This window comes from Sorangium sp. So ce394 (genome assembly GCF_051474665.1).
GTDB classification, from domain to species: domain Bacteria; phylum Myxococcota_A; class Polyangia; order Polyangiales; family Polyangiaceae; genus Sorangium; species Sorangium cellulosum_D.
Window position 1 is genome coordinate 10821910 of sequence record NZ_CP150339.1, and the last position, 23796, is coordinate 10845705.

Below are 23796 nucleotides of genomic sequence, written 5' to 3' on the forward strand. Positions count from 1 at the left end.
TCTCACGCTGGCTCGTACTTGCGGTCGGGACTCTTGCTGTAGCCGTACTCCTTGACCACCTGGCCGCAGTCCACGCAGCCTCGGAACGACGCCTCGACGGCAGGCACGTACACGGCGAGGCCGTCGCTCGTGATCTGCGGGACGACGAGCACGCGGGCGCGCAGGTCGGCCAGGAACGCGTCGGTCGTCGCCTGGTCGCGCTTCACCACGGCGTACGAGATCACCAGCTTCGGTCGCCTCGCGAACGCGGTGAACGTGGAGACGTCGCCGTACTCGGCCGTCACGAGTTTGTCCTTCTTCGCGATGAAGGACCACTGCTCGATCTCGGGCTCGCATAGGACCTGCACGAGCCGGTTATGCAGGCGCGCGCAGTCCTCGCCGAGTTCCACGGCGAAGCGCAGGATCGTGCTCTTCGCCACCCCGGTCATGCGCTCGACGGCGCGCCCCCTCGTCCCCTCGACCAGCGCGGACGCGATGCGCACGCGGGTCTCCATCGGAAGCACGTTCGGCACGGGCCCCTTGCCCTTCCGGAGCGGCATGTCCAAGCTCGGGCTGCGGACGGCGAGCGTAACACACGCGCTTGGCGTTCACCGCCTCGCGGCGGCTCCACCCGTCACGAGGCCTTTTTTTGTTTGATCCGCAGAAGGTAATCACCAGACTGCGCGAATCCCATGTGCAACCCGGGAAACCAAGCGCACATAGGACAAGAATTGTCCTATGTGCGCTTGCGTGAGAGGGGCCCCCGGAGCGCGCGTGCTGGACGAAGGCCGCGACGGTGCTGCGTTCGCCGAGGAAGCGTCCGAGCGAATGGACTGGCCGCGGCGCGCTTCGCTGCTAGATCCCGCCGCCTATGCCTGATCGCAACGGGTACATGACCTTCGATGAATTTCAGGCCGGCTGCCACCGAGCGCTGGCCGCGCGCCCGGAGTGCGCCGGATGGGAACTGCGCTTCCCGGCGCAGCCTGAGGACTTCCAGCGCGAATGGGCGGTCCGCGCAATCGCGGCCTTTGCTGAAGACGGTCGGCGAGTTTTGCGTGAGGCAACGGTCGAGTCGATCTCCGCCCCTCGCGCCAGCGTGAGCACCCCCGCCGAAGTCGTGGCTCGGCTGGCTCGGGACCTCCACGAGCAGACCAGCAACCGGCTTGGCCGACTCCTCAACGATACTGGCTCGCACCTAATCAGCGACGTCCACAATGTGCACATCACCGCTCCTATGGGACGCAGGCCAGCGGCATGCAGCTTCGATGCTCCCGGCCAAGTCGTGTCAATCATCAACAACCTGCCCAGCGGGCTGTGCATCGTGGAAACTGGCGACCAACAGTTTCGGATCGTCGTGATCAGCGTAACGATGTCCAGCCCGGTCGCGACCGTCACCGGTGAGGTGCGGGAGCATCGTGTCCGCTACCTTTGATGCCGCGGCGTCCACCGATCGTGCCCTTCCCTGCGACATCACCGGGCACCCGCGACCACTCCGCCGAGTGGTCGCTTTTGACAACGAGGTGATCGCGCTCGGGGCCAAACGCGACCACTACCGAACCGCGCCGCCGCGTCCAGGAACAGATCCACCGCGTCCAGCGAGCCGTTGATCGAATCACGCCGGGCGCTCATGCTGATGCCAGCGCGCTGCCGCTGGCATTTCGAGCTCGCCCGTGGAGATTGGACGTGGGTCGGTCTCGCGGATATGGCACGCCTGGAAGACTTCACACATGGTGACCTCGTCCCCTCCCGACGGCGTGGCCCAAGTCGACCGCGCGCTCGACGCGCTCGGACACCACCTCGGCAGTTCGATGATCGGGGTGTACCTGTTCGGTTCGGCGGTGGCCGGCGGATTGCGCCCCAGGAGCGATGTGGACCTGCTCGTCGCGTCCCGCCGCTCCTTGCGCGGGCAGTCGCGTTCGCGCCTCGTCGATGATCTCCTCGCCATCTCGGCGCCGGTCGGTGAAGCCCAGGGGCGCCCGCTCGAAGTGACGTTGGTGGTCCTCAGCGAGCTGATTCCCTGGCGCTATCCGCCGATGTGCGAGCTCCAGTTCGGCGAGTGGCTGCGGCGCGACCTCCTGGCCGGGCACATCCCGCCGCCTGGCCCAGACCCCGATCTGGCGATCCTGCTCACCCTCGTCAGGCAGCACAGCATCCCTCTCCTGGAGCCCGCTGCGCCCGACCTTTTCGAGCCGGTGCCCGCCGCCGAGATGCGGCGTGCCATGATTGCGCTGGTCCCCAAGCTCGTCGCCGGCGCGCGGGGCGACGAGCGCAATGTGCTGCTGACCGTGGCCCGCATGTGGGTCACGCTTTCCACGGGCGAGATCCTGCCCAAGGACGTCGCCGCCGAGCGGATGCTCGAGGTGCTTCCCGTCGAGCACCGGGGCGTGCTGGCGCTGGCCCGATCAGGCTATCGCGGCGAGGCTCGTGACGACTGGTCCGGGCGCGAGCGGGAGGTGGAGGCATTTCTGCAGCACGCCTCGGCTGTGCTCACGGCGATGGATGGCTGAGGCAGCTGCGACAGGTCGTCATGACGCATCCGTGCCCGGCCGGTGCCCAGGCGGCTCACTCGGGGAAGCGCAAGGTCTCTACCACGATGCCGTCCTCGCCCCAGGTCGCGGGATCGTCGGGGTTGCCGATGCCGCCCTCGCCGGGCTGGCCGAGCTCGAACGTGGCGTTCTCCAGCACGAGCTGGGTATCGTCGAGGTGGGCGATGCCAATGGAGTCCCCGCCGAATGATCCTCATGGTCTCTCTCGATGTTACACCCCGCACGGGGGACCTTCAGCGTGGTGGCTCCTCGGCCTGGGCCACCGCTGGGAACACATGCAATGGATCCGATTCGCCCCGCCCACCCTTGCCGTCGTCCCCAAGGACACCGCCCCCGGGGCCGCCGTTGCCAGGGCCTCCGAGCACGAATTCCGGATGTCGTTCAAAGCTCACGTTGGTGATGCCCACGGTGGCAACGCCGATCGAGTGTCCACCCAGGCCGCCCCCGCCGTTGCCGCCGTCGCCGCCCCTGCCTCCTGTACCCCCGTCGCATCCGTACCAGGCCGCATAATCTTGATAACTCCCACCACGGCCGCCCCGCGCGCCCCTGCCACCCAGCTGGCCTGTCCCGCCGGCCCCGCCGTTGCCACCTCGGCCGGTCACCACCGTACCGGCCTCGACCGTGATCTCGGCGCCCCCCAGCACCACGATCCCGATGCTCGAGCCCCCGTAGCCCCCTCCCTGGCCCGCCTTTCCACCACAGCCGCCGCTGCCTCCGGAGCCGCCGGCAGCGCCGCCCCGAGGTTGTCCGGCACGGCACTGGATCATGTCGACCCTCGATCGACTCCCGCCGCCGCCACCGCCGCCCCGGCCGATGCGCCCGGGGGCGCCATCGGTGCCTCGAACGCCCACCCACCCGGTCACGCCGAGGCTGCCGAGGCCGCTCGCGCCGGGGCCGTGCCGGCCGGGCTCACCGTCCGCGCCCTCCGTTCCGGCCTCGCACTCCCCGCTGCCGGCGCCGAGCCCCCCCTCGCCGGACGCCACCGGATTCTCCACCGAGGAAGGCGCGCCCGACTGGCCGTCGCCACCTTCCTCGACGTACCCATCGCCTCCCTGTCCGCCGATGGACTCGATGCCCCCGTCGCACTCGGTGAACACCGGGGGCGCGCCCGTCGCGACGTCTTCCGTGCACGCGTTCACCCCGTCATTCCCGTACTCCCCGTCCTTCGCCCGGAGGCGCGGGGCGTCCTCCCCCGGCTCCCCGTCCTTCCCGTCGGCCGTGTGGACCTGGCTCTCCACCACCCGGACCTTCGCCCCCTGGCTCAAGATCATCCCGATCGACGACTTCCCGTCGCTCGCCGACCCCGCGGCGGCCACGACCCGGACCCCGAACATCGTCGACCTCGCCCCTCCCCCGTCGAGGACCCGGACCGGAACCCCCGCCGGCCCCGGGGCGATGGTGGTCAGCTGGTCGGCCCCCCCGAAGGACCAGTCCCCGTCGGCGCAGCGGCGGCCCCCCCAGAGGTCCACGCCCGAGGGCAGCACGACCGCCTCCTCGAACGTCTCGCCGCACGCGTACACGCGCCGGGTCGGCGCCTCCCCGTCACGCCGCCCGCCCGCGGCGAGCACGATGGCGCGCTGCAAGGTCTTCACGGGCCTCTCCCGCGTACCCGGGTTGCGGTCGTCGCCCTGCGCGCGCACGAACACCCCGCAAGCGTCGAGCGCCGGCGCCCTCCCGGGATCGCCGTCGCACGGCGAGGCCGCGGGCGGCGGCGCCGGCGGGGCGGGCTCGTCGCAGGTCTGCTCTTCCCAGCAGTGGTTCCCCAGGTACATGCACCCCGAGACCACGCTCCCGCCGCACGCGCCCAGCGCAGCGATCGCGAGCGACACCGCGACCCTCCGCGCCGCCCTGGCCCGCCTCACGCTCGCCTCGCGATCCATGCCGGTCTCCAAGCCCCTCACCACACCCCCACCGCCACCAGGCCGACCTGCTGCGCCGCCATCGCCGGGACGACCTGAAAACCGCTCCGCGCCGGCGTCGATCGCAGCCACGAGAAATCCACGAAGAAGGACGCGGCGGTCACCGCGCCGACCACGGCCCCCGTCGCGACCAGGGCCGTTCCGACGGCGCCGGACAGATCCCGCTGCTCCCGCATGCGGCGGAGCTCCGGGCACGCCGACGGCTGCGGCGCTGCGCTGCACGCGCCCGAGGTCCAAGCCGGGTCGCGGTGGAGGCCGTCGATGCGCTCGTCGAGGTCCCCGTCGAGACGGTTAGCCCGGAGCATGAACACCGCCCCCGTCGACACGGTCACCGCCGTGACGGCGATCCCCGCGATCCGCAGCGTCCCCGGCCACGACGCCCACGGCCCCGGCGCCGCCGGGGGCGCGTCCGGCGGCGCCGCCGGCGCGGCCGGTGCGCTCCGCGTCGCGCCCGGCTCCGGTGCGCGCGCGGGCGCATCGGCCGCGCGCGCGAGCTGCAGCGCCGCGCCGACCGTCATCCCCGCAGCGACCTCGAGCCGCTGCGAGGCCTCCCCGTACCCCGACAGCCGAGCCCGAAGCGTGTACGCCCCCGGCTCGACGAACAGCTCGTGGGCCGTGGCGCCCGTGCCGATGGGCTTCCCGTCCACGAGGATCTCGGCGTCCGGCGGGGAGGCTGCAACGTAGACCCTCCCGACGTGCTCGACGGCCCCGTTGAACGCGCGCGTGAACCTGCGAAGGAGCTCCTGATCCAGTGCGGCGTCGTGCTCGAGGCTCTGCCCGAGGTGCTCGGCGGCCTCCCGGTGCTTGCCCTGCTCCAGCTCGCAGAGCCCCAGAACCCCGAGCACCTCCGCCCGCTGCGCCGCAGGCATCCAGGCCGCGCCGGGCACCGCCAGGACGGCCTCGAAGCTCGCCTCCGCCTCGGCCCACCGCCGCGCGAAGAAGGCACGCCGGGCCTGCTGGTGCGCCTTCGTCGCCGCGCTCTCCGCCGCCATCGAGCCCTCGGGCGCCGGCTGCGCGCGCGCGAGCCCGACGCCGCTGCCCAGCGCGACGAGACAGCAAATCCCGCCCACGACCGAGCGCAAGCGCATCATGCGGCCGACTGTACCGACGAAGCCGCTTGCACAGCAACCGCGCTTGCACGCCGAGCGCTGCGCTTTGCATGACAAATCCGACGCCACGCTCGTAACGTATTCCACCGAGACGCCACCCGGTCGTCATCCCCGTGTGGGCGCACCTTCGCGCACCGTTTCTTCGTCGCGCCGGTCGATTGGGTCACCTCTTTCCGGGCCTGAATCATCTGGACGTGCATGGACGTGACCACCTCGACGAGCCTGGACGTCACAGCCCCTTGTCCGCTCGGTTCCGACCGCTTCCGCCGGCTCGCGCGCGCCATGCGCGTGCCGGCTCAGGACATCGACGACGTCGTCCAGCAGGCGTGGCTTCGCATCCTGGAGAACCGCGCGCGCGTCGGCCTGGCGAGGGACGCCGCGGCGTATGCGGACCAGATCGTGAGAAACGAGGCGCGCACCAGCCGGCGGCGAGCGCGCCGCCGGGAAGAGGTGATCACACCGCTCCAGGGCGCAGAGCCTTCAGACGAGCGGCCGGGCCCGGAAGCGTCCGTGATCGCCCGCCAGCGAGCTGCTGTCCTCTGGCAGTTCATCGGCAAGCTCGACGACGCGCGCCGCTCGGTCTTCGTCGAGCACGAGCTCCTGGGCCGGACGCTCGCCGAGATCGCCTTGGCGCATGCGCTCTCGGAGAACACCGTCAAGTCACGGCTCACCGCCGCCTGGGACAAAGTCGAGCAGGAGAGGGCGCGCTGGCAGGCAGAGCAGCGGCGACGCGGGCAGGCCACAGTGCCATGCCTGGTGCCGTTCTTCTCCGGTACCTGCCTTCACGACGCCTTGCGCGGGCTGGGTCGGTTCAAGCTGCATGGGGCGGCGGCAGCCGCGCTCGTCCTCGGGGCGGGCGCCGCCTGGCCCGGTCCGGCGGCTGGCTTCGCCGAAGCGCCCTTGCTCGCCGCCTCGGGGCGCGCGCAGCCCGCGGTCGAGATCTCGGCTGGGCCTGCTGACGCGCGCGGCGTGCGGCCGGGAGGACCCGAGAGCGCGATCGGGCGAGAGGCCGTCACGACCGCCGCCGTATCCGCCTATCAGGGCAGCTCCACGACAGCCCGCGCGGTATCCGCCGCGGTCGAGAGGTCGTCCCGGGGAGGCACCGGCGCGGCGCATACTCGGATCGACCCGAGGCTCGAGCGCGCGCGAGCGATGCTCGATCTCGGGACCACCGAGGGACAGCTCTCGGCGTGCCGTCTCCTGCACGAGCACCGCGAGCGTCGCGGTCGCGGTGAGCACGCCGCGGAGCGCGACGCGCTCCTCCGGCGGGCGCGCTGCGAGCGCCACGGGTCGCTCTGAGCGCAGGAGTGTTCGCGAGGCCCGCGGCAACGTCGTAATCCGTCACGATAGGCTTGCGTCGAGCCGCCGTCATGCTGGACATCGACTCCATCGCCCGGCACACGGCGACCATCGACGATGTATTGCGGCGCTGGCGCATACCGAGCAGGGATCGCGCCGACATCGCCCAGGAGGTGCTGCTCGGCGCATGGCGAAGCATGCGCGCCGGGCGGTTCCAGCCGCGGCCGGGGGTCCCGGACGCCGTGGCCTTGAAGCGATGGATCGTCGGCATCAGCTGGCGGCATGCTTCCCATTACGCGACGCGCGCGCACCGGCGGTACGAGGTCCTCGTGCCGAGCGCGGGTCGCCTCTGCCAGGATCACGCGCCCGCGCCGCTCGAGCAGGTCGAGGCCCGGAGAGCGCTGGACGATCTGAGACGCGTCGACCCCAGGTTTCGAGCCGTCCTCGCCCTCAGGGCGCAGGGATACACGATCGCGGAGATCGCCGCGGAGATCGGGCATAACGAGAACACGGTCTCGAATCGTCTGCGGCTCGGCCGGCTGTGGTTCCGGCGCGTACGCCGGAGGTGGCGGAGGCTGCCGCGGGCTCGCCGGGAGCACCATCCACGGCGCTGATGGATCCATCCAGAACATCGAATGGTCGGCCGGACGCGCGCCCATCATATCTCTCCTCAACGAAGCGCGGCGCGCCATGCGCCGCCGAAGAGGAGATCCCCATGACCGCTGACCCCACGAAGACCGTGACGCTCTCCCTCCTGGCCCGCATCGAGGCCAAGCCCGGCAAGGAGGGCGAGGTCGAGGCGCTCCTCCGCTCCGCCGTCGGCCTCGCGGCCGAGGAGCCGCGGACGGTGCACTGGTTCGCGCTGCGCATCGGGCCGTCGACGTTCGGCATCTTCGACACCTTCGCCGACGAGGTAGGGCGCAAGGAGCACCTCGCGGGCCGCATCGCGGCCGCGCTCATGGCAAAGGCAGAAGAGCTGCTCGCCGCCGCGCCCGTCATCGAGCACGTCGACATCATCGCCGCGAAGGTTTGACCGGCCGCGGCCGGGCAGCGCGCGCCAGCAGCGTGTCCCAGAAGAGCTGCAAGACCGGCGCCGGCGTGCGATCGCCCGAGCGCACAAGCGCGATGGTGCGCCGGAGGGCGGGGTCCACGAGCGGGCGCTGCGACGCCTCCGCCAGGAGCAGCGAGTGCTCCGGCATGAAGGCGAAGCCCAGCCCCGCGTGCACCAGGCTCTGGACCCAGTCCTCCCGATCGGTCCGGTACGCCGCATACAGGTCCACGCGCCGCGCGGCGCACACGCCCGCGACCTGCTCGCGCATCTCGCACGCGAGCCGATCGAGGTAGGGCTCGCCGTCCAGGTCCTCGAGCCGCAGGCCCTCGCGCGCGGCCAGGCGGTGGCCGGGCGGGAGGACCACGACGTAGCGCTCCTCGTAGAGGGGCGCCACCACGCACCAGTCCGGGACAGCGTCGCCGAGGTTCGAGACGATGACGTCGACCTCGGCCTCCTCCAGCCGCCGCAGGAGCTCGCCCTGCGTGGTCACCGCGATCTCCAGCTCCACCCCCGGCGCCTCCGCGCGGAACGCCGCCAGCGAGCCCGCGAGCCGCGCGGGCCCGATGGTGCAGAGGATGCCCACCCGGAGCGGCACCTGCTTGAGGCGCCGGTGGTTCTCCGCGATCACCTGCACGGCCTGCATGTCGTCCCGCAGCCGCAGAAACCGCGGCAGCACGCCCTGCCCCAGCGCGGTGAGCTTGGCGCCGCCGCGCTCGCGCAGGAGGAGCGGCCCGCCGAGCTCCTCCTCGAGCTTCTTGATGGCGGCCGTGAGCGCGGGTTGCGAGACCGAGCACCGCTCGGCCGCGCGCGTGAAGCTGCGCGTCTCGATCACCGCCAGGAAATACCGGACCTGATGGGTCTCCATGGCCGCGCATCTTCGCCCGGCGACGCCGCTCGCGCCATCCGTCGCGGCCGCCCTCGCGCCGCGAGGGCAGCGGTCACCTCAGCCCGGTCGTGATCACATACCGCGTCTTGCCCGACTCCGGATCACGGCAGTCCTTGTAATACTGTCCGGGCCGGTGGACCTTCCCGCAGGTGTCCTGGCAGCTCCCGACGATCTCGATCATCCCGCAGCCCTCGAGATCCCCGTCCGCGCCCGGGTGGCCGGCGGCGCAGTCGCGCCGCGCCGCGCGCGCGATCTCGACGTTCGCCTCGTTGTAACAGGCGCGCAGGTAGGGCGTCTCGGCGAAGAGGTTCCCCCAGAAGGCGCCTTCGAGGTGCGGATACGTGGAGAGCTCGTCCGACTCGACCTCGCGGCGCAGCGGGTTCTGCGGGGAGCGCATCGAGATGAGGACCGATACGCCGTAACGGTTCGTGTGGGCCGCGAGGCACGCGGAGACCATCTGCTTGCCGTCCTCGTCGAGCGGGCGCCTGTCCCACCGGTCGGCGAGGCCGAGGTGCCCGGCGTAGACCTCGTTGTGGGTCGCGCCCGCGGCGTCGGTCCACGAGAAGCGGAACGACTGGGACTCCTTGAACGCGCAGCTGACCGTGTACTTCACCAGCGTCCGGAAGAGCTCGCCGCCCACGCCGGGATCCTTGAGGGCGGAGGCCGCCTCCGGCCTCAACGCGTTGTAGCTGAGCGCGTTGTAGCTCAGCGCATTGTAGCTGAGCGCGTTGTAGCTCAGCGCATTGTAGCTGAGCGCATTGCCGCTCTCGATCGCATCGGCGCTCGAGCCGAGCTCCTCTGCTTCACCATCCTCTTCAAACGCCAGCTCGGGCGCGACGCAGCCATTAGCCACGAGAAGGATGCCAGCGCATCCAAGTACCGCCTTGATGTTCACGTGATGAGACCTCGGTAGCGGGCCAAGGGGAGCGCTCACGCTCCCCGATCGCAGCACGCCCTCCGGCCGTCGCTCAACCCAGCGACGACCGGGAACTCTCCACGTCTATGGACATCGTACGGCGATTCACGTCGTCTGTCAGCCCTTAAATCGACGTCCCTTGCAGATTCACCCGTGGGAAAGCGGCGCGTAGTTGAGCGTACTTGAGCGCAGTTGAGCGTAGTTGAGCGTAGTTCCGTTCAGCTGCGCTCAGTTCCGACCCGTCCCGACCCACTGCGCCGCGAGCTCCAGGGTGCGGGCGTTGTCCGGGACGTGGGAGAGAAAGCGCCTGCGCCACTCGGGGTCGCGGACGCTCTCGGCCCGGCCGAGCAGCCTGTCGCGCGCCGAGGAGATGGCGACCGCGGCGCGGGCCGCGTCGCCGACCGCGGAGAACGCCTCGGCGTGGACCAGCCGGATCATCGACTCGCCCTCCTCGAGCCCGCCGAGCGACTCGAGCGCCGCCAGGGCCTCGCCGGCGGCCGCGAGCGCCTCGGCCGCGCGCCCCAGCCCGATCAGCGCCCGGGCGCGGATCGCCGTGGCCGCGACGCGCAGCGGCGACGCGCTCTCCAGCGCCTCGGCGTGGCGCGCCTCGCGCTCGGCGCCCGCGAAATCGCCGCCGAGCAGGGCGATCTTCGCCAGGTAGGAGCGCGACACCACCTCGGCGCGCGGGTCGCCGAGCCGCTGGCTCGACGCGAGGGCCGCCTCCTCGACGGCCCGCGCCTCGGCGAGCCTGCCGCGGTAGGCGAGGACCTGCCCGAGGCTGGCCTGCGCCGCCGCCATGGCCTCGTGGAGGCCCATCCGCTCCGCGGCTTCCATCACGGAGCGGAGCGCCGCCTCGGCGCCCCCGAAATCGCCGAGCTCGCCGTAGCAGTAACCCAGGTTCGCGCGGGTCATGCACGCGTTGCGCCGGTCGCCGACCTGCTCGAACGCCGCGAGCGCGGCCTCCAGGCCGGTGGCGCAGGCGCCGGGATCGCCCGCGCTCATGGCGCGGAAGGCGCGCGCCTGGTGGAGCCCCGCGACCACCTCGGCGCCCGTCCCGGCGCCGGTCGCCGCGCCGTCGGAGAGCGCGCGCTCCACCTCCGCGATGAGCGCGTCGACCACCGCGGGCCGCCCGGCGAAGGCCAGCGTCGAGGCGCCCGCGCAGAGGCACGTGCTCCTCGCGCTCTCCGCGCCCGGGAGCGCGGGCGCGCCGATCGCCGCGCCCATCCAGCGCTCCACGCGGTCGAAGCCGCCCAGCTTGCTCGCCGCCGCGACCACCTGCGCGACGGCCGTGAACCACGGCGCCGAGCCGGGGGTGAGGTGCTCCACCGCCGCCGTGCCCCGCTCCTCGGCGAGCGCGAGATCGCCCCGCCACACGTGCGCCTCGGCCTGGACCAGCCGGAGCGCCCCCACCACCGCGGGCTCCGGCGCGCACGCGAGCCCGCGCTCGGCCCGCGCGATCGCCGCGCCGAGATCGTTGCCCTCCAGGGCGTGCTGCGCCGCGCGCAGGTACGCCGCCGCGGCGCGCGCGGGCACGGCGCCGCGCTCGAAGTGCTCGGCGAGCGCCATGGCGTCGGGCTCGCCCGCGCCCTCCAGCCAGTCGCCCGCCAGCGCGTGGCCGAGCCGCCGGTCGGCCTCGGTCAGCATGCCGTACGCGGCCTCGCGCACGAGCGCGTGGCGGAAGCGGTACTCGACCTCGCCCCGCAGCCGGCCGGGGCCGCGCCGGTGGATCACCTCGCGCTTCTCCAGCTCGGAGAGCCAGCGCGTGACCCCGGCGCCGCCGAGCAGCGCGCTCACCCCGCTCGGCCAGAACGCCTGGCCGAAGACGCTCGCCGCCCGCAGCACGCGCCGCGCCTCCGCGTCGAGCGCCTCGATGCGCGCCTGCACCATCGCCAGCACCGTCTCGGGCAGGTCCGCGCCGTGGCCGGCCGCCACCGCCCGGACCTGCTCTTCGAGGTAGAACGGGTTGCCGTCGGCCCGGTCCACCAGCGTGGCCACGAGCTCCGCGCTCACCTCGTCGCCGAGCGCCGCGCGCACGAGCCGCTCGCTCGCCCGCCGCGTGAGCGGCGGCAGCATCAGCTGGTTGCCGAACCTCCCCTTCGCGAGCGCGGGGAAGATCTCGTGCACCTCGGGGCGCCCCAGCCCGAGGACGAGGAACGGCAGGTCCTTCAGGCTCCGGAGCGCCGCCTCCACCATCGTCAGGGTGGGCAGGTCGCCCCACTGGAGGTCCTCGAGGATGAGCACCACCGGCTGCTTCGCGCACTCGGCCCGGATGAACTCCTCCCACGACAGCCGCAGCTGATCGCCCATCAGCAGCCGGTTGCGCCGCGCGGCGCCGACCTGGATGTCGTCGTCCGGGAACGGCGCGCCCACGAGCTCGCCGAGGAAGGCGCTGACCCGCCCCACGTCGAGCTCCGGGTGGCGCTCGACCCGCGCCCGCACCTTGCGCCGCCGCTCCTCGAGCGGCTCGCCGTCGACGATGCCCATCACGCCGCGAAGCGCGCGCGAGAGCAGCCCGAACGCCGAGCCCGAGCTCATCGGGTCGCCCTGCCCGAACCACACCTCGACCCGCTCCGCGCTCTCGCCGTGGGCTCCGTCGGGACCGTGGGCTCCGCTCTCGCCGTGCGCCCCGTTCGCGCCGTCGGCCCCGCGCTCGCCGTGTCCGCCGCGCGCGCCGCGCGCCGACATCTTGGCGAGGAACTCCTGCCGCAGCCGCGATTTGCCCATGCCCGCCGCCGCGACCACCAGCATCGCGCCCGCGGTCGACTCCTCGATGCTCCGCTCGAGCTCCGCGGTCAGCACCGCGAGCTCCCGATCCCGACCGACGCACGCCACCGGCTTGCCCAGCAGCGCCGGCGCGGTCGCCACCTTGTGGTCGTCGCGCGCCCCGTGCAGGAAGCGCGCGCCCCCCTCGCGGCTCGTCTCGAACCGCCCGCCGAGCAGCCCCGCCGTCACGTCGTCGATGCGCACCGCGGCCGAGGGCGCCGGCTCGCCCCGCGCCGGCAGCAGCTGCACCGCCCGGTCGATGAGCTCCCCCATCGGGATGCGCGACGTGAGCTCCGCCCGCCCCGTGACGAGCGAGACCGGCGCGCCGCCGAGCAGCGCGCGCAGCGCGAGCGCGCAGCGGGCCGCCTGCGCCGCGAGATCGGTGGCCGCCTCGGCGCTCGTCAGCACCACGAGCGGCGAGCGGGCGTCGATGAGCTCGATCTGGCCCTGGTAGCGCGCCGCGAGCGCGCGCAGCTCCTCGACGCGCCCGAGCGCCCGCGCCTGCTCCTCCTCGTGCGAGCGCGTCTCGTCGTCCGGCTCCGAGCGCTCGTGCGCGAGCACGAGGCACGTGACGCGCCGCTCGCTGCTCGTGAGCTCCAGCACGCGCACCGGCGCGGCGGGCTCGCCCCCGGCCGCCGCGCCGGCGCTGCGGAGATCGATCGCGCCGAGCGCCTCGGCGACGGCCGCGCCGTCGCGGGGCCGATGGTCCGGCTGCTTCGCGAGCATGCTGGCGCAGAGCGCGTCGAGCTGCGCCGGCAGCTCGGGGCGGAGCTCGTGGAGGTGCGGCGGCTCGTCGAGGAGCACCTTGACCAGCACGGCGAGCGCGCCGACGCCCTGGAACGCGGCGCGCCCGGTGAGGCACTTGAAGAGCACGCAGCCGAGCGCGAACACGTCGGCGCGGGCGTCGACGCTCCGCTCGCCGCGCGCCTGCTCGGGCGCCATGTACTCCGGGGTCCCGAGGACGGTGCCCGGCATCGTGAGCTGCTGGTCGATCCGGAAGCGCGCGATCCCGAAATCGAGCACCATCACCCGGTCGAGCCGCCCGTCGGCGAGGAGCAGGTTGCTCGGCTTGAGATCGCGGTGCACGACGCCGTGCCGGTGGAGGGCGCCGAGCGTGCCGGCGACCCGGGCGACGACATCGACGCTCTCGGCGGCGGTGAGCCCCCTCTGCACCATGCGCTCGGCGAGCGTCTCGCCGGAGAGCCACTCCATCACCAGATACGGCTTGCCGCCCGCCGCTAGGCCGTGAGCGATGTACCGGACCACACCGGGGATGCGCAGCGCCGAGAGCGCCTCGACCTCGCAGGAGAAGCGGCGCTGCTCGCCCTTGCCGGCGCGGCGAAGCACCTTGAGAGCCACCGTGTCGCCGCTCTCCAGGTCGCGCGCCCGGTAGACGTGACCCATCCCACCGGAGCCGGCGAGGCCCTCGATCTCGAACCGCTCGTCGACGATCTCTCCCACGCGCATCAGCGGCCGTGGATCCAGCGATATCACGCGCGAGGCTCGCTTCGCTGTAGGGCATGCCTGCTTTCGCGACGGCGGGTGGGCGAGCGACCGACATGCGGAGTCGGCGCGTCTGCCCGGCGCGGAGCGTCATCGCGACCCGGCGCGCCTCGCTACGTAAGACAGCTCATGATTCCTCCCGCGATCAGCCTGGGTGAAGCGGTCATTGGCCAGAGAGGTCGCCGACCAAGGTGGGAAGGCGAGAGGATGATCCGGGTTTTCTCCCTACCTTCCCGCCCGTCGCGTCCCGTGGACGGCGCGATCGCGCTGCGGACGCGACGGCGTCGGGTGACGTCGCGCGATGTCGCGAGACGCCCTCGTCGCGAGGAGCGCGCGCCCGGGAGAGGCATTCCGTTCGGGCAGCACGCTTTTCCAGGAAAAGCGCCGGTGAGCGGTCGCCGGGGTGGCTGCTGGATCGCCGGCCGGCCGCGGGGGTCCATCTCCTGGTGCTCCGACTCGGCGGCAGCAACCCGCGCGCCGGCGGCGGCCGCAGGTTCCAGTTGCAGCGAATTTTCCATGCACGGGCCACAGCGCCGTCAACCTGGTTGCGTGCCTGCGCGTTGGCGGGCCAGCCCCGTCGGGCGCTGGGACCGCGCCCCGCTCGCCGAGGGCCGCCCCTGGCGGACGGGCTCACCGGAGCGCTCGGACGCGCCCCGCCGGGCGTACCGCCGGCGTACCGCCGCTCGGCGCCCCCCGGCAGGCGCCTCGTATGCACCGAGGGCGACCGCCGGGCCCCCGCGGGCGCCGCCGCCACGGTTGCATCTTTGGTAAAATTCTTTACCATCGCTTCTCGCGGACAGCCTGAGTGCGATGGCGGGCGAACACCATGAGTAAAGTTTTCCCCCGGAGGCGTTATCTGCACCGATGATGCTCGCGAACTCGATCGGTGATTGAAGTTTTTGCCCCCTGACCTCGTCTGCGCCCCGTTGGTGTTCGCAGGCTCGCTCGGCGGCTGGGTGTGCATTGACATCCAGCCATGGAGCTGCGATGTATGGGCTGAGCTTGCCCTTACCTGACAGGAGACGTCGGATGTCGATGAGCATGAAGCTGATGAGTGCCGTGTTGATGAGCGTCGGCATTGGCTTTGCGGGCGCTGCGTGGGCCGCGGGTGGGGCTGCGGATGTCCCCGCTTCTGTTGCCGAGGGGAAGGATTTCGGTTGCGGTGCAAAGGGACAGAAGGCCTGTCCGATGCAGGGCTGGATGAAGACGGTCATGCAGTCCGCGACCACGAGCGGCGACGGCGCCAAGATCGCGTCGGCGCTGGACTACGTCGCGTCGAAGCCGCCGCCCGGGATGCCCAAGTGGGTCGCCATCTCGAAGGAAGGCGCGGAGAAGGCCAAGAAGGGCGACATCGACGGCGCGAAGGCGAGCTGCAAGGCCTGCCACGATCTGTACAAGGCGGAGTACAAGGCGAAGCTCCGCGACGCCGCCTTCTGAGGCGTCTCTCTCTTCCTTACCCTCGCCTCTCCCTCCTCTACCCCTCGCGCCTGGCGCGCGATCTCCTGCCGCCCTGGCCGCAACCGCTCGCCAGGGCGCGCCGCAACCACCGTCACCCGAAACGCTGCTCGACCCGCCCTGGCCGCCAATCGGCCAGGGCTCGGTCCACGGGCGCGGGCCGACGCTGCCCCCGTCGCCGCTGCGCCCCGCGCCGCTGCTCCGCCGAGCGCGCGGCCCGCGCCGCTCAGCAGGCGTTGCCGCCGGCGGCCGCGCAGATCTCCTCGGGCGCGAGCGTCCGGCCAAAAACGCGGAGGCTGTCGAGCAGGCCGTCGAACTCGTCTTTGCCCGAGGGCTCTTCCGAGCCGATGAAGATGGGCTGTTCGCCCGAGGCGAGCACCGCTCCTGAGGAGCTCCGGTCGATCTCGACGCCGTTCACGTAGAGGCGCTGCGTCTGACCGTCGGAGAGACACGCGATGTGCGTCCACTCCCCGGGAACGACGGCATAAGGCACGTTCCGCTCGACCCCCATGGTGCAGCGGATCTCCCCGCCCGCCGTCAGGAAGATCGAGGGCTTCCCGCCGCTGTCGATCACGGCGTATCGCCCGTGCTTCGGCAGGGAGGCCGGGTTGATCCAGACATCGATGGTCATCGCGGGGGCCGTCCACGCGGCGTCGTGGCGAAACCGGAGGCTGCTCCCCCGCGTCATCCGGAGCGCCTGGCCTCCCTTGCCGGGCTCGTAACTCAGGTTCTTCGCCTGCTCCGGCTTGAAGCGATGCTGCGAGCCGTCGCCGGGATCCCCCTCGAACGCGAAGCACGCGATCAGCGACGGATCCGCCGCGTCGCACAGCGCGGCCGGCTCCGCCGTGGGCTCCTCGACCGGCTCTTCCGCGGGCTCCTCGGCAGGGACATCGACGGGGTCTTCGGCGGGCGCGTCCACCGGCAGCCCCTCGGCGGGGGCTTCACCGATGTCGCCGGCGGGCTCCTCGACGGGTTGCTCCGGTCCAGGCTCGGCCCGCTCTGGCTGGCGTGTGCCCCTCGCGTCGAGGGCGCAGCCTGGCACCGACAGCAGCAGAGCGGCCATGCCGGCCAAACAACGTGGTGAAAAGCGAGAGGAATAAGCCATACTGCGTCTCCTGCGGCCAGCAGCCTATCCCAAAAGGCCGCGCCATGTCACCGAGAGTCGCACGAGACTCGAGAGCCCAAAGCCGTGCCTCGGAGCGTCGAGAGCATAACTTTTCATCGTCATTCCGAGAGGGCCCATGTGCTTTGACGCGGACGCGGCGCGCAACGGGCGAGGGGCCGTGAACCGTAGAGGGGCGCGCCCCGCGCGGTCGCGCGGACGCCGCGCGTGCGCGCGTCCGCGGCCTGGAGATGAGAGAGGGGACCACCGAGGCACGGAGGGCACGGAGGGGTGAGGAGAATGAAGTGTGATTTCCGTGGTCGCTGTGGCTTAATGAGCTTCTCCGAGCGACCGGAGCCAGGAGCACGCTTCGACCTGATAGGACTTTCGTGAAAAGGCGCCCCATGACCACCGGGATTGCTGCGCTCGATACCGACCGGCGATCGGGACGCCCGACTCGCCGGCGCGCCGCGGCCCTGCGGCCCCTCCTGCTGCTCGCGGCAACGTGGGTTTCGGAGGGCTGCGACAGGGATGCTTCCGGGGTGCCTCCAGCGGAGGCGCCCGATGGCGGCGGCGGCGGGACGGCCGCGCCGGGGTGCGCGCCCGGCGAGCTCGCGACGGCCTCGGGGTGCGAGCCCGCGGGCATTCCGCCCGAGGCCTGCGGCGCCGGCTTCACGCCGGGCGACCGCGCGTGCGCGCCCGTCCTGCCGCCCGCGCCCTGCGCCGCCGGGACGATGGCGGTGCCGGGAGAGACGGCCTGTCGCGAGGTCGCGCCGTGCGACGAGGGGGCGTGGGGCGACCTCCCCGTGGACGAGCAGACCCAGTTCGTCGACGCCGCCTACGCGGGGGCCGACTCCGACGGCAGCGCGGCGAGGCCCTGGAGGACCGTCGGCGATGGCGTCCTCGCGGCCGCGCCCGGCGGGGTCGTCGCGATCGCGGCGGGGACGTACGCAGAGGACGTGATCGTCGACAAGCCGGTACGGCTGTGGGGGAGATGCCCGGCGATGGTCGAGATCGCCGGGACGGGGCCGGACACGAGCGCGGCCATCACGGTCGATCCGGGCGCCGACGCGGCCGAGATACGGGGCCTCGCGGTCCGCAGCGCGGCCGTGGGCATCGTGGTCTCCGGATCCAGCGGGGTCGTGGTCGACGAGGTCTGGGTGCACGGCACGGGCGCCCAGGGCGTCAAGGTGTATAACGAGCACGGTCCGGCGCAGCTCACCGTCCGCGGCGCGCTCATCGAAGAGGCCCATTCGGTCGGCGCCCACTGCGCGGGGGCCGAGCTCGTCCTCGAATCGTCGGTCGTGCGGGGCACCCTCGAGACCGACGAGTTCCGGGGGTCGGGCATCGGCGCGAGCCGGGGAGAGGGTGACGCGCCGGCCTCGGTCACGGTGCGCGGCTCGATCATCGAGCAGAGCCGCGGAACCGGCGTGTACATCATCGCCTCCGAGGCGATCGTCGAGGACAGCGTGATCCGCGACAGCATCGGGATCGACGCCGACGCCGCGGGGATGGGCGTCGTCGCGTTCCGGAACAGCCGGGGCCAGCCGGGCGAGGTGGCCATCCGGCGCAGCGTCATCGAGGGCAACGAGGAGGCGGGGATGTTCGTCCAGGGCTCGTCCGCCACCGTCGAGCACACCGTGGTGCGCGACACGCGGCCTTACCCGGGAAAGCTGCGGACAGGATGGGGCATCTATGTCGTCGCCGACATCGCGGCTGGCCTGCGGTCCGAGGCGACCCTGGAGCGCGTCGTCGTCGAGCGAAGTCGCGACGTGGGCGTCGCGCTCTTCGGCGCCGATGGCTCGCTCGATGGCGTGCTCGTGCGGGACACCCTCCCGCGCGACATGGACGGGAACCACGGTATCGGGCTCGCGGTCGCCTCCGGCAACGAGCTCCACGGCCGCGTCACGGCGCGCGGCGCCGTCATCGAGGGGAGCCGCACCGCGGGGGTCTTCATCGAAGGAGCCGAGGTGACGCTGGAAGGGGTCGCGATCCGCCGCACGCTCCCGCGCGCCTCGGACGAGCGTTTCGGCCGGGGCATCGCGGTCCAGGGCCTCGACGCGCAGGGCACGCCGAGCCACCTCGAGCTCCGGTCGTCGCTCGTCGAGGACAGCGTCGAGACGGGGCTCTCGATCATCGGGTCGACCGCCACGCTGGAGACGTCGACCGTCCGCGGCACCCGGAGCTCATCCAACGGGCTCAAGGGGAACGGCGTCACGGTGAGCAAGGACGTCGACGACGCGGAGGTGACGTTGACCGACGTGCGCATCGAGGAGAACGACGGCGCGGCCGTCGCGAGCTTCGGCGCCTCGGTCTCGCTCGAACGCACCACGCTCGAGTGCAACTTCATCGATCTCAACGTGGAGACGGAGCTCGGCACGTCGGGGAAGATCACGGACAGCGGCCAGAATCAGTGCGGCTGCCAGGGCGTGAGCATCCCGTGCCAGGCCAAGAGCGAGGGGCTCGCGCCGCCCGAGCCGCTCCCGCCGGCGCTGGAGCCATGAGCGAGCGCGGCATGATCGGGTGAAACGGGTCGGCCCGCGGGCACCACCGTAGAATTTGCGATGAAGCGCAACGGGCCTTGCATCATCGAGGCTGTCCGGACGCCGGGCGCCCGCTCTCGAGATCGAACGAGTCCCCCGCGCTCAGCACGTGGAGCCGCACGTCAAAGAGGCTGAGCACGCGATCGCCCTCCTCCTCGCCGATGTTCGTGTGGCTGAGATTGCGCCCATCGACGACGTAGACTGCGCCCGTTCCCAGCGCGCGCAGGCGGCGATCCGGCTCGATCGCGGCGGCGGTGTCCTCGTCGATGCCGATCCCGAGCAAGCGGGGGTTATGGGCGACGGCGCCGAGCAGACGGCCGAGCCTGCCGCGCTGGGCGAAGTGCTGGTCGACGAGGAGATCGCGCACCAGCCCGAGGCCGGGCGCCATGCGCACGGCGCCGCGCACCTTCGCGGACTCCTCGCCCGCCCCGCCCACGAGCATCGTCTCGCTCATGACCGAGGCGCCGGCCGAGGTGCCCGCGATGGTGCCGCCGCGCCGGTACACCGCGCAGATCGCGTCGGCGATGCGGCTACCCCCGAGCTTGCTCGTGATCTTGAGCTGATCGCCCCCGGTGAAGAACACGCACCCCGCCCCCTCGAGCATCCCCAGCCAGCGCGCCTCGCCTGCGTCGCCGCGCTGGGCGATATCGAGGTGCGCGACCTCGGCCGCGCCGAGCGCCCGGAAGACCCGCTCGTACTCGACCCAGAGCTCGCCGGCGACGTCGCTCGCGACCGTGGCCACCACGATCGGTCGCCCGCCGGCGCGCGCCACCACGTCGCGCAGGATCTCCCGCTCACCCTCCTTGTCTTCGTGTCCTCCGATGAGCACCAGCGCGCCGCCCGGCCCGCCCGCCGGAGGCTCCCTGTCCGGCCCGTCAGCGTTCCCTTTGCTTCCGACCATGCAACTCGACCTTTCGATTGCTCCGCTCGAGGAACCGCTCGGTGACCGAAAGGCGCCCCGCCTTGACCATCCGACGCCCCCGCGCGACGACCTCGACGATCTCCAGGGATCCCTGCTCGAGCACGACCACGTCCGCGTCGTGGCCGGCCCGCAGCGCCCCTTTCCTCGGCAGCTTCAGGATCCGCGCCGTGTTCGACGTGACGAGCGGCAGCGCGCGCTCCAGAGGAAAGCCGTGCTCCCGCACCACCTCGCGCAGCTGCTCGAAGAGCGTGCGCGGGCTCGGGATCGAGGCGTCCGACGAGACCGTCAGTCGGGCGAGGTCGCCGCCCTCCTCGCAGAAGAAGCGCAGCCACCGGCCGAGGTCCTCCTCGACGGTGTCGACGTCGACCGTGACCCCCTGCCGCGTGAGCGCGACGGCCTCGCGCATCAGGTCCTCGTCGCGCTCGACGTGCGTCGGGTAGAGCCACCCCGGCTCGACGTCGTGCTCGGCGATGAGCCGGCGCAGAGGCTCGAGCCGCCTCGGCCCGTCGCCCACGTGGAGGTGGGTGATCCCCGCCTTGCCGGTGAGGATGCCCCCCGCGTACGCGTCGCTCGCGAGCCGCGCGAGCTCGGCGAGCGACGGCTCGGTGCTGCGGAGATCCGAGATCGCCACCTCGCCGGCCCCGATGACCTCGTCGACGAGGAGCATGTCGCGGCGCACCGTCCCCGTGAGGGTGACGGGCGGCACGTCGTAGCCGCCCGAGTAGAGGTACGCCGACAGCCCCTCTTCCTTGAACGCCCTGGCCTTCGCCAAGAGGCCCGTCATGGTCTTTGTCGTCGTGTCGACGCCGAGGCACCCCACCACCGTGGTGATGCCCGCCGTCACCACCTCGTGCAGCGCGATCTCGGGCGTCTGCGACGCGAACCCGCGCTCGCCGCTGCCGCCGAGCAGGTGCTCGTGCGGATCGAGCAGCCCGGGGATGACCACGCAGCCGCGCGCGTCGATCGCCTCGACGTCGACCCCCAGCGCGGCCAGCGCGCGGCCGTCGACCGGGCCCACCTTGAGGATGCGGTCGCCGGCGAGGAGCACCGCCGCGGCGCCGATCGGCTCCGGCGCGAGGACCTCCCCGCCCTCGATGAGCACGAGCATCAGACGGCCAGGAGCGCGTCCTCGCGGCGGCGCGCGCGGAGCCGGGTCCCGGACCGGAGCTCGGGCACCGCGTTGACCGCGACCGCCCCCATCCGGGTGAGCATCTCTTCCATCGCGGGCGCCTCCTCGGTGAAGAGCACGATGACCTCGCCCGGCTCCGCGGTGGCGAGCGCGTGCTCGATCGCCTCGTGCTCGTCCGGGATGACCTCGCACGCCTGCTCGGGCCGCACCTCCGCCACGACCCGCTGCACGAGCGCCGGGAGCTCCCCGGGCGCGCGGCCCCGGCGGTCGCCGTCGTCCTTGGCGAGGATGCGGTGGAAGCCGCCCTTGGCGATCTCGCAGGCGCACGCCTCGAGCAACGCGTTCGAGCGGTCGCCGGGCAGGCTCACGATGGCCGTGAGCCGCCGCCCCTCCCACTGGGCCGCGAGCGCGCACGTCGCCTGGAAGGCGCCGGGGTTGTGGCCGTAGTCGACGAGCACGTAGTTGTCGTCGAGCTGGTAGAGGTTCATGCGGCCACGGTTCTTGCCGCACGCGTCGAAGGTCCGGAGGGCGCTCTGGATGGCGTCGACCGGCACCCCCTGGGCGCGGCACGCGGCGATCGCCGCCATCGCGTTCTGGACCTGGAAGAGCGCCGCGCCCGCGAAGGTCGCCGGGATCTCCTCCGCTCCGACGATGTGCCGCTCGCGGGTGCCCTTGAGCTCCACGATGGATCCGTTCTTCAGCGTGTAGCCCGTCCCGCCCTGGGCGACGTGGGCGCGCAGGACGGCGTTCGACGGATCGAGCGCGAAGAACACGACGGCGCGCGACAGCTTCGTCATGCGGCGGTGCTGCGGGACGGCGGCGAGCAGCGGGTCCTCCGCGTTGAGCACCAGGGTCCCGCCCTCGCGCACCCGCTCGGCGACGACCATCTTGATCCAGAGGAGATCATCGACGCTCTCGATGCCGTCCTGGCCCAGGTGATCCGGCGAGAGGTTGGTCATGATCGCGACGTCGGACCAGTCATAGCCGAGCCCCCGCCGGACGATGCCGCCGCGGGCCGTCTCGAGCACCGCGACATCCACCGTGGGGTCGAACAGGATCGCGCGGGCGGACCCGGCCCCCGTGGTGTCGCCCGCCTCGATGCAGCGGCCGCCGACGTAGATGCCCTCGGTGGTGGTCATTCCCACCGTGGCGCCCGTCGCCCCGAGGATGTGCCCCACCATGCGCGTGGTCGTGGTCTTGCCGTTGGTGCCCGTGATCGAGATGATGGGAATGCGCGACGGCGCGCCCGGCGGATAGAGCATCTCGACGATGGCGCCGCCCACGTCCCTCGGCTTCCCCTCGCTCGGGTGCTCGTGCATGCGGATGCCCGGGGCGGCGTTCAGCTCGATGATCGCGCCGCGGCCGAGGGGCTTCGCGATGTCCTCGGCCACGAGGTCGATCCCGCAGATATCGAGATCGATGGCCCGCGCCGCGCGCTCGCAGAGGCGGGCCGTGTCGGGGTGGATCTCGTCGGTGACGTCGCGCGCGATGCCGCCGGTCGACAGGTTGACGCTCTCGCGCAGGAAGAACCGCTCGCCGCGCGCCGGCACCTCGTCGAGGGAGCGCCCCTGCTTGGCGAGGCAGGCGCGCACCACGTCGTCGACAACGATCTTCGTGAGGACGCCGTTGTGCCCGTCCGCGCGGAGCGGGTTCTCGTTCTCCAGGGCGATGAGCTCGGCCACGGTGCGCTGCCCGTCGCCCATTACGTGGGCCGGCAGCCGCTCGCTCGCCGCGACCACCCGCCCGTTCACCACGAGGACGCGGTAGTTGCGCCCGCTCACCATCTCCTCGACGAGGACGCGGGGGCGGTGGGCGCGGGCGATCTCGAACGCCTCGCGCACCTGCGCCTCGGTCCAGAGGTTCAGCGACACGCCCTTGCCCTGGTTGCCGTCGAGCGGCTTGACCACGACGGGCGCGCGCAGCTCGCCGAGCGCCCGGGCCGCCTCGCCCGCCGTCCTCACCACGATCCCGCGCGGCGCCGGCACCCCGGCGCGCGCGAGGAGCTCCTTGGTGAGCTGCTTGTCGCCGGCGATCTCGACGGCGACGAAGCTCGTGGTGGAGCAGGTGGTGGCCTGCACGAAGCGCCGGTGCTTCCCGTAGCCGAACACGAGGAGGCTCTCGTCGTTGAGGCGCGACCAGGGGATACCGCGCTTCTCGGCCGCCTTGACCACGGCGCGCGTGCTCGGCCCGAGCGCCGTCTCCTCGGCCACCCGCGCGGCCTCTCTGACCTTCGCGTCCACGTCGAACGGCCCGCCCTCGAGCACGGCGGTGACGAGCTCGAAGGCCGCCTCGAGCAGGAGCCGCATGGCGGCCTCGTTCTCGAACTCGACGACGACGTCGTAGAGCCCGGGCGCGCCGGCGTAGACCGTCTTGCCGTAGGTCACGCCGATGCCGGCCGGTCCGCTCAGCTCCAGCGCGACGTGCTCGATGATGTGGCCCCAGTAGGTGCCTTCCCGGAGCCGCTCGACGAAGCCGCCCGGCTTGCCGCGCGAGCAGTGGTGCTCGCCGAGGCCCGGCAGGAGGGCGAGCAGCCGGTCGACGAAGCCGGGCACCTCGGCGCTGCTCGTCTCGGCGAGGTCCTCGAGGTCGAGGGTCATGCGGAGGACTGGCCAGCTGGCGAACACGTTCGGCCCGTGGAGCGTACGGATGGTGATGATGCGCATGGGTCTAGCTC

The 23796-nt window shown here is 72.4% G+C and carries 18 protein-coding genes; 7 read left to right on the plus strand and 11 right to left on the minus strand.

The window, feature by feature from the left end; genetic code table 11:
- Positions 1-2: 2 nt before the first annotated feature.
- Complete coding sequence (locus WMF33_RS40025) at positions 3-539, minus strand: hypothetical protein (RefSeq protein ID WP_437333529.1); 537 nt, start codon at positions 537-539, stop codon at positions 3-5.
- Between the two features lie 311 nt (positions 540-850).
- On the opposite strand from WMF33_RS40025, the gene WMF33_RS40030 reads away from it, so the two are divergent.
- Entirely contained in the window at positions 851-1411 is a 561-nt protein-coding gene (locus WMF33_RS40030) for a hypothetical protein (RefSeq protein WP_437333530.1), read from the plus strand.
- Positions 1412-1706: 295 nt separating this feature from the next.
- A complete protein-coding gene (locus WMF33_RS40035) occupies positions 1707-2486 on the plus strand; it encodes an aminoglycoside adenylyltransferase family protein (RefSeq protein WP_437333531.1) in 780 nt (259 codons plus the stop codon).
- A gap of 55 nt (positions 2487-2541) precedes the next feature.
- Here the strand turns inward: WMF33_RS40035 and WMF33_RS40040 are convergent, their stop codons facing one another.
- From WMF33_RS40040 to WMF33_RS40050, 3 genes are all read right to left on the minus strand, one after another.
- Entirely contained in the window at positions 2542-2664 is a 123-nt protein-coding gene (locus WMF33_RS40040; protein WP_437333532.1) for a hypothetical protein, read from the minus strand.
- A 94-nt stretch (positions 2665-2758) separates the two neighbouring features.
- Positions 2759-4405: a hypothetical protein gene (locus WMF33_RS40045; RefSeq protein ID WP_437333533.1), complete on the minus strand. Its 1647-nt coding sequence runs from the start codon at positions 4403-4405 to the stop codon at positions 2759-2761.
- Positions 4406-4422: 17 nt separating this feature from the next.
- Positions 4423-5535, minus strand: coding sequence for a PEGA domain-containing protein (locus WMF33_RS40050; RefSeq protein ID WP_437333534.1), 1113 nt, complete (start codon positions 5533-5535; stop codon positions 4423-4425).
- 222 nt (positions 5536-5757) lie between these two features.
- Here WMF33_RS40050 and WMF33_RS40055 point away from each other — a divergent pair, with 222 nt between their 5' ends.
- The 3 genes from WMF33_RS40055 (at position 5758) to WMF33_RS40065 (ending at position 7885) form a co-directional block, all read left to right on the plus strand.
- Positions 5758-6852: an RNA polymerase sigma factor gene (locus WMF33_RS40055; protein WP_437333535.1), complete on the plus strand. Its 1095-nt coding sequence runs from the start codon at positions 5758-5760 to the stop codon at positions 6850-6852.
- A gap of 71 nt (positions 6853-6923) precedes the next feature.
- Entirely contained in the window at positions 6924-7466 is a 543-nt protein-coding gene (locus tag WMF33_RS40060; RefSeq protein WP_437333536.1) for an RNA polymerase sigma factor, read from the plus strand.
- A gap of 101 nt (positions 7467-7567) precedes the next feature.
- The gene (locus WMF33_RS40065; protein ID WP_437333537.1) at positions 7568-7885 is read left to right on the plus strand and encodes a putative quinol monooxygenase; all 318 of its coding nucleotides are present in this window, start codon (positions 7568-7570) and stop codon (positions 7883-7885) included.
- On the opposite strand, the gene WMF33_RS40070 is transcribed toward WMF33_RS40065, so the two are convergent.
- The 3 genes from WMF33_RS40070 to WMF33_RS40080 all read right to left on the minus strand — a co-directional run bounded on the left by WMF33_RS40070 (position 7866) and on the right by WMF33_RS40080 (position 13935).
- On the minus strand, positions 7866-8768 hold the full coding sequence (locus WMF33_RS40070; protein ID WP_437333538.1) for a LysR family transcriptional regulator: 903 nt from the start codon (positions 8766-8768) through the stop codon (positions 7866-7868). The genes WMF33_RS40065 and WMF33_RS40070 overlap by 20 nt on opposite strands.
- Before the next feature lie 73 nt (positions 8769-8841).
- Positions 8842-9642 (minus strand): hypothetical protein, encoded by an 801-nt coding sequence (locus WMF33_RS40075; protein WP_437333539.1) that lies wholly within the window; start codon positions 9640-9642, stop codon positions 8842-8844.
- 291 nt (positions 9643-9933) lie between these two features.
- Entirely contained in the window at positions 9934-13935 is a 4002-nt protein-coding gene (locus tag WMF33_RS40080) for a protein kinase domain-containing protein (protein ID WP_437333540.1), read from the minus strand.
- A 1071-nt stretch (positions 13936-15006) separates the two neighbouring features.
- On the opposite strand from WMF33_RS40080, the gene WMF33_RS40085 reads away from it, so the two are divergent.
- On the plus strand, positions 15007-15408 hold the full coding sequence (locus WMF33_RS40085) for a hypothetical protein (RefSeq protein ID WP_437333541.1): 402 nt from the start codon (positions 15007-15009) through the stop codon (positions 15406-15408).
- Between the two features lie 244 nt (positions 15409-15652).
- Here WMF33_RS40085 and WMF33_RS40090 read toward each other — a convergent pair whose 3' ends face one another.
- On the minus strand, positions 15653-16489 hold the full coding sequence (locus WMF33_RS40090) for a LamG domain-containing protein (RefSeq protein WP_437333542.1): 837 nt from the start codon (positions 16487-16489) through the stop codon (positions 15653-15655).
- 581 nt (positions 16490-17070) lie between these two features.
- On the opposite strand from WMF33_RS40090, the gene WMF33_RS40095 reads away from it, so the two are divergent.
- Entirely contained in the window at positions 17071-19032 is a 1962-nt protein-coding gene (locus tag WMF33_RS40095) for a hypothetical protein (protein ID WP_437333543.1), read from the plus strand.
- An 82-nt stretch (positions 19033-19114) separates the two neighbouring features.
- Here the strand turns inward: WMF33_RS40095 and WMF33_RS40100 are convergent, their stop codons facing one another.
- From WMF33_RS40100 to cphA, 3 genes are read right to left on the minus strand one after another with little or no spacing between them, the layout of a single operon-like run.
- Positions 19115-19972 carry a cyanophycinase gene (locus WMF33_RS40100; RefSeq protein WP_437333544.1) on the minus strand — a complete coding sequence of 286 codons (858 nt, stop codon included), beginning with the start codon at positions 19970-19972 and terminating at the stop codon, positions 19115-19117.
- Positions 19947-21101, minus strand: coding sequence for a beta-aspartyl-peptidase (iadA, locus tag WMF33_RS40105; RefSeq protein WP_437333545.1), 1155 nt, complete (start codon positions 21099-21101; stop codon positions 19947-19949). Before iadA ends, WMF33_RS40100 begins: the two co-directional genes overlap by 26 nt.
- Entirely contained in the window at positions 21101-23785 is a 2685-nt protein-coding gene (cphA, locus tag WMF33_RS40110) for a cyanophycin synthetase (protein ID WP_437333546.1), read from the minus strand. The genes iadA and cphA overlap by 1 nt, the downstream gene beginning before the upstream one ends.
- Between the last annotated feature and the right edge of the window lie 11 nt (positions 23786-23796).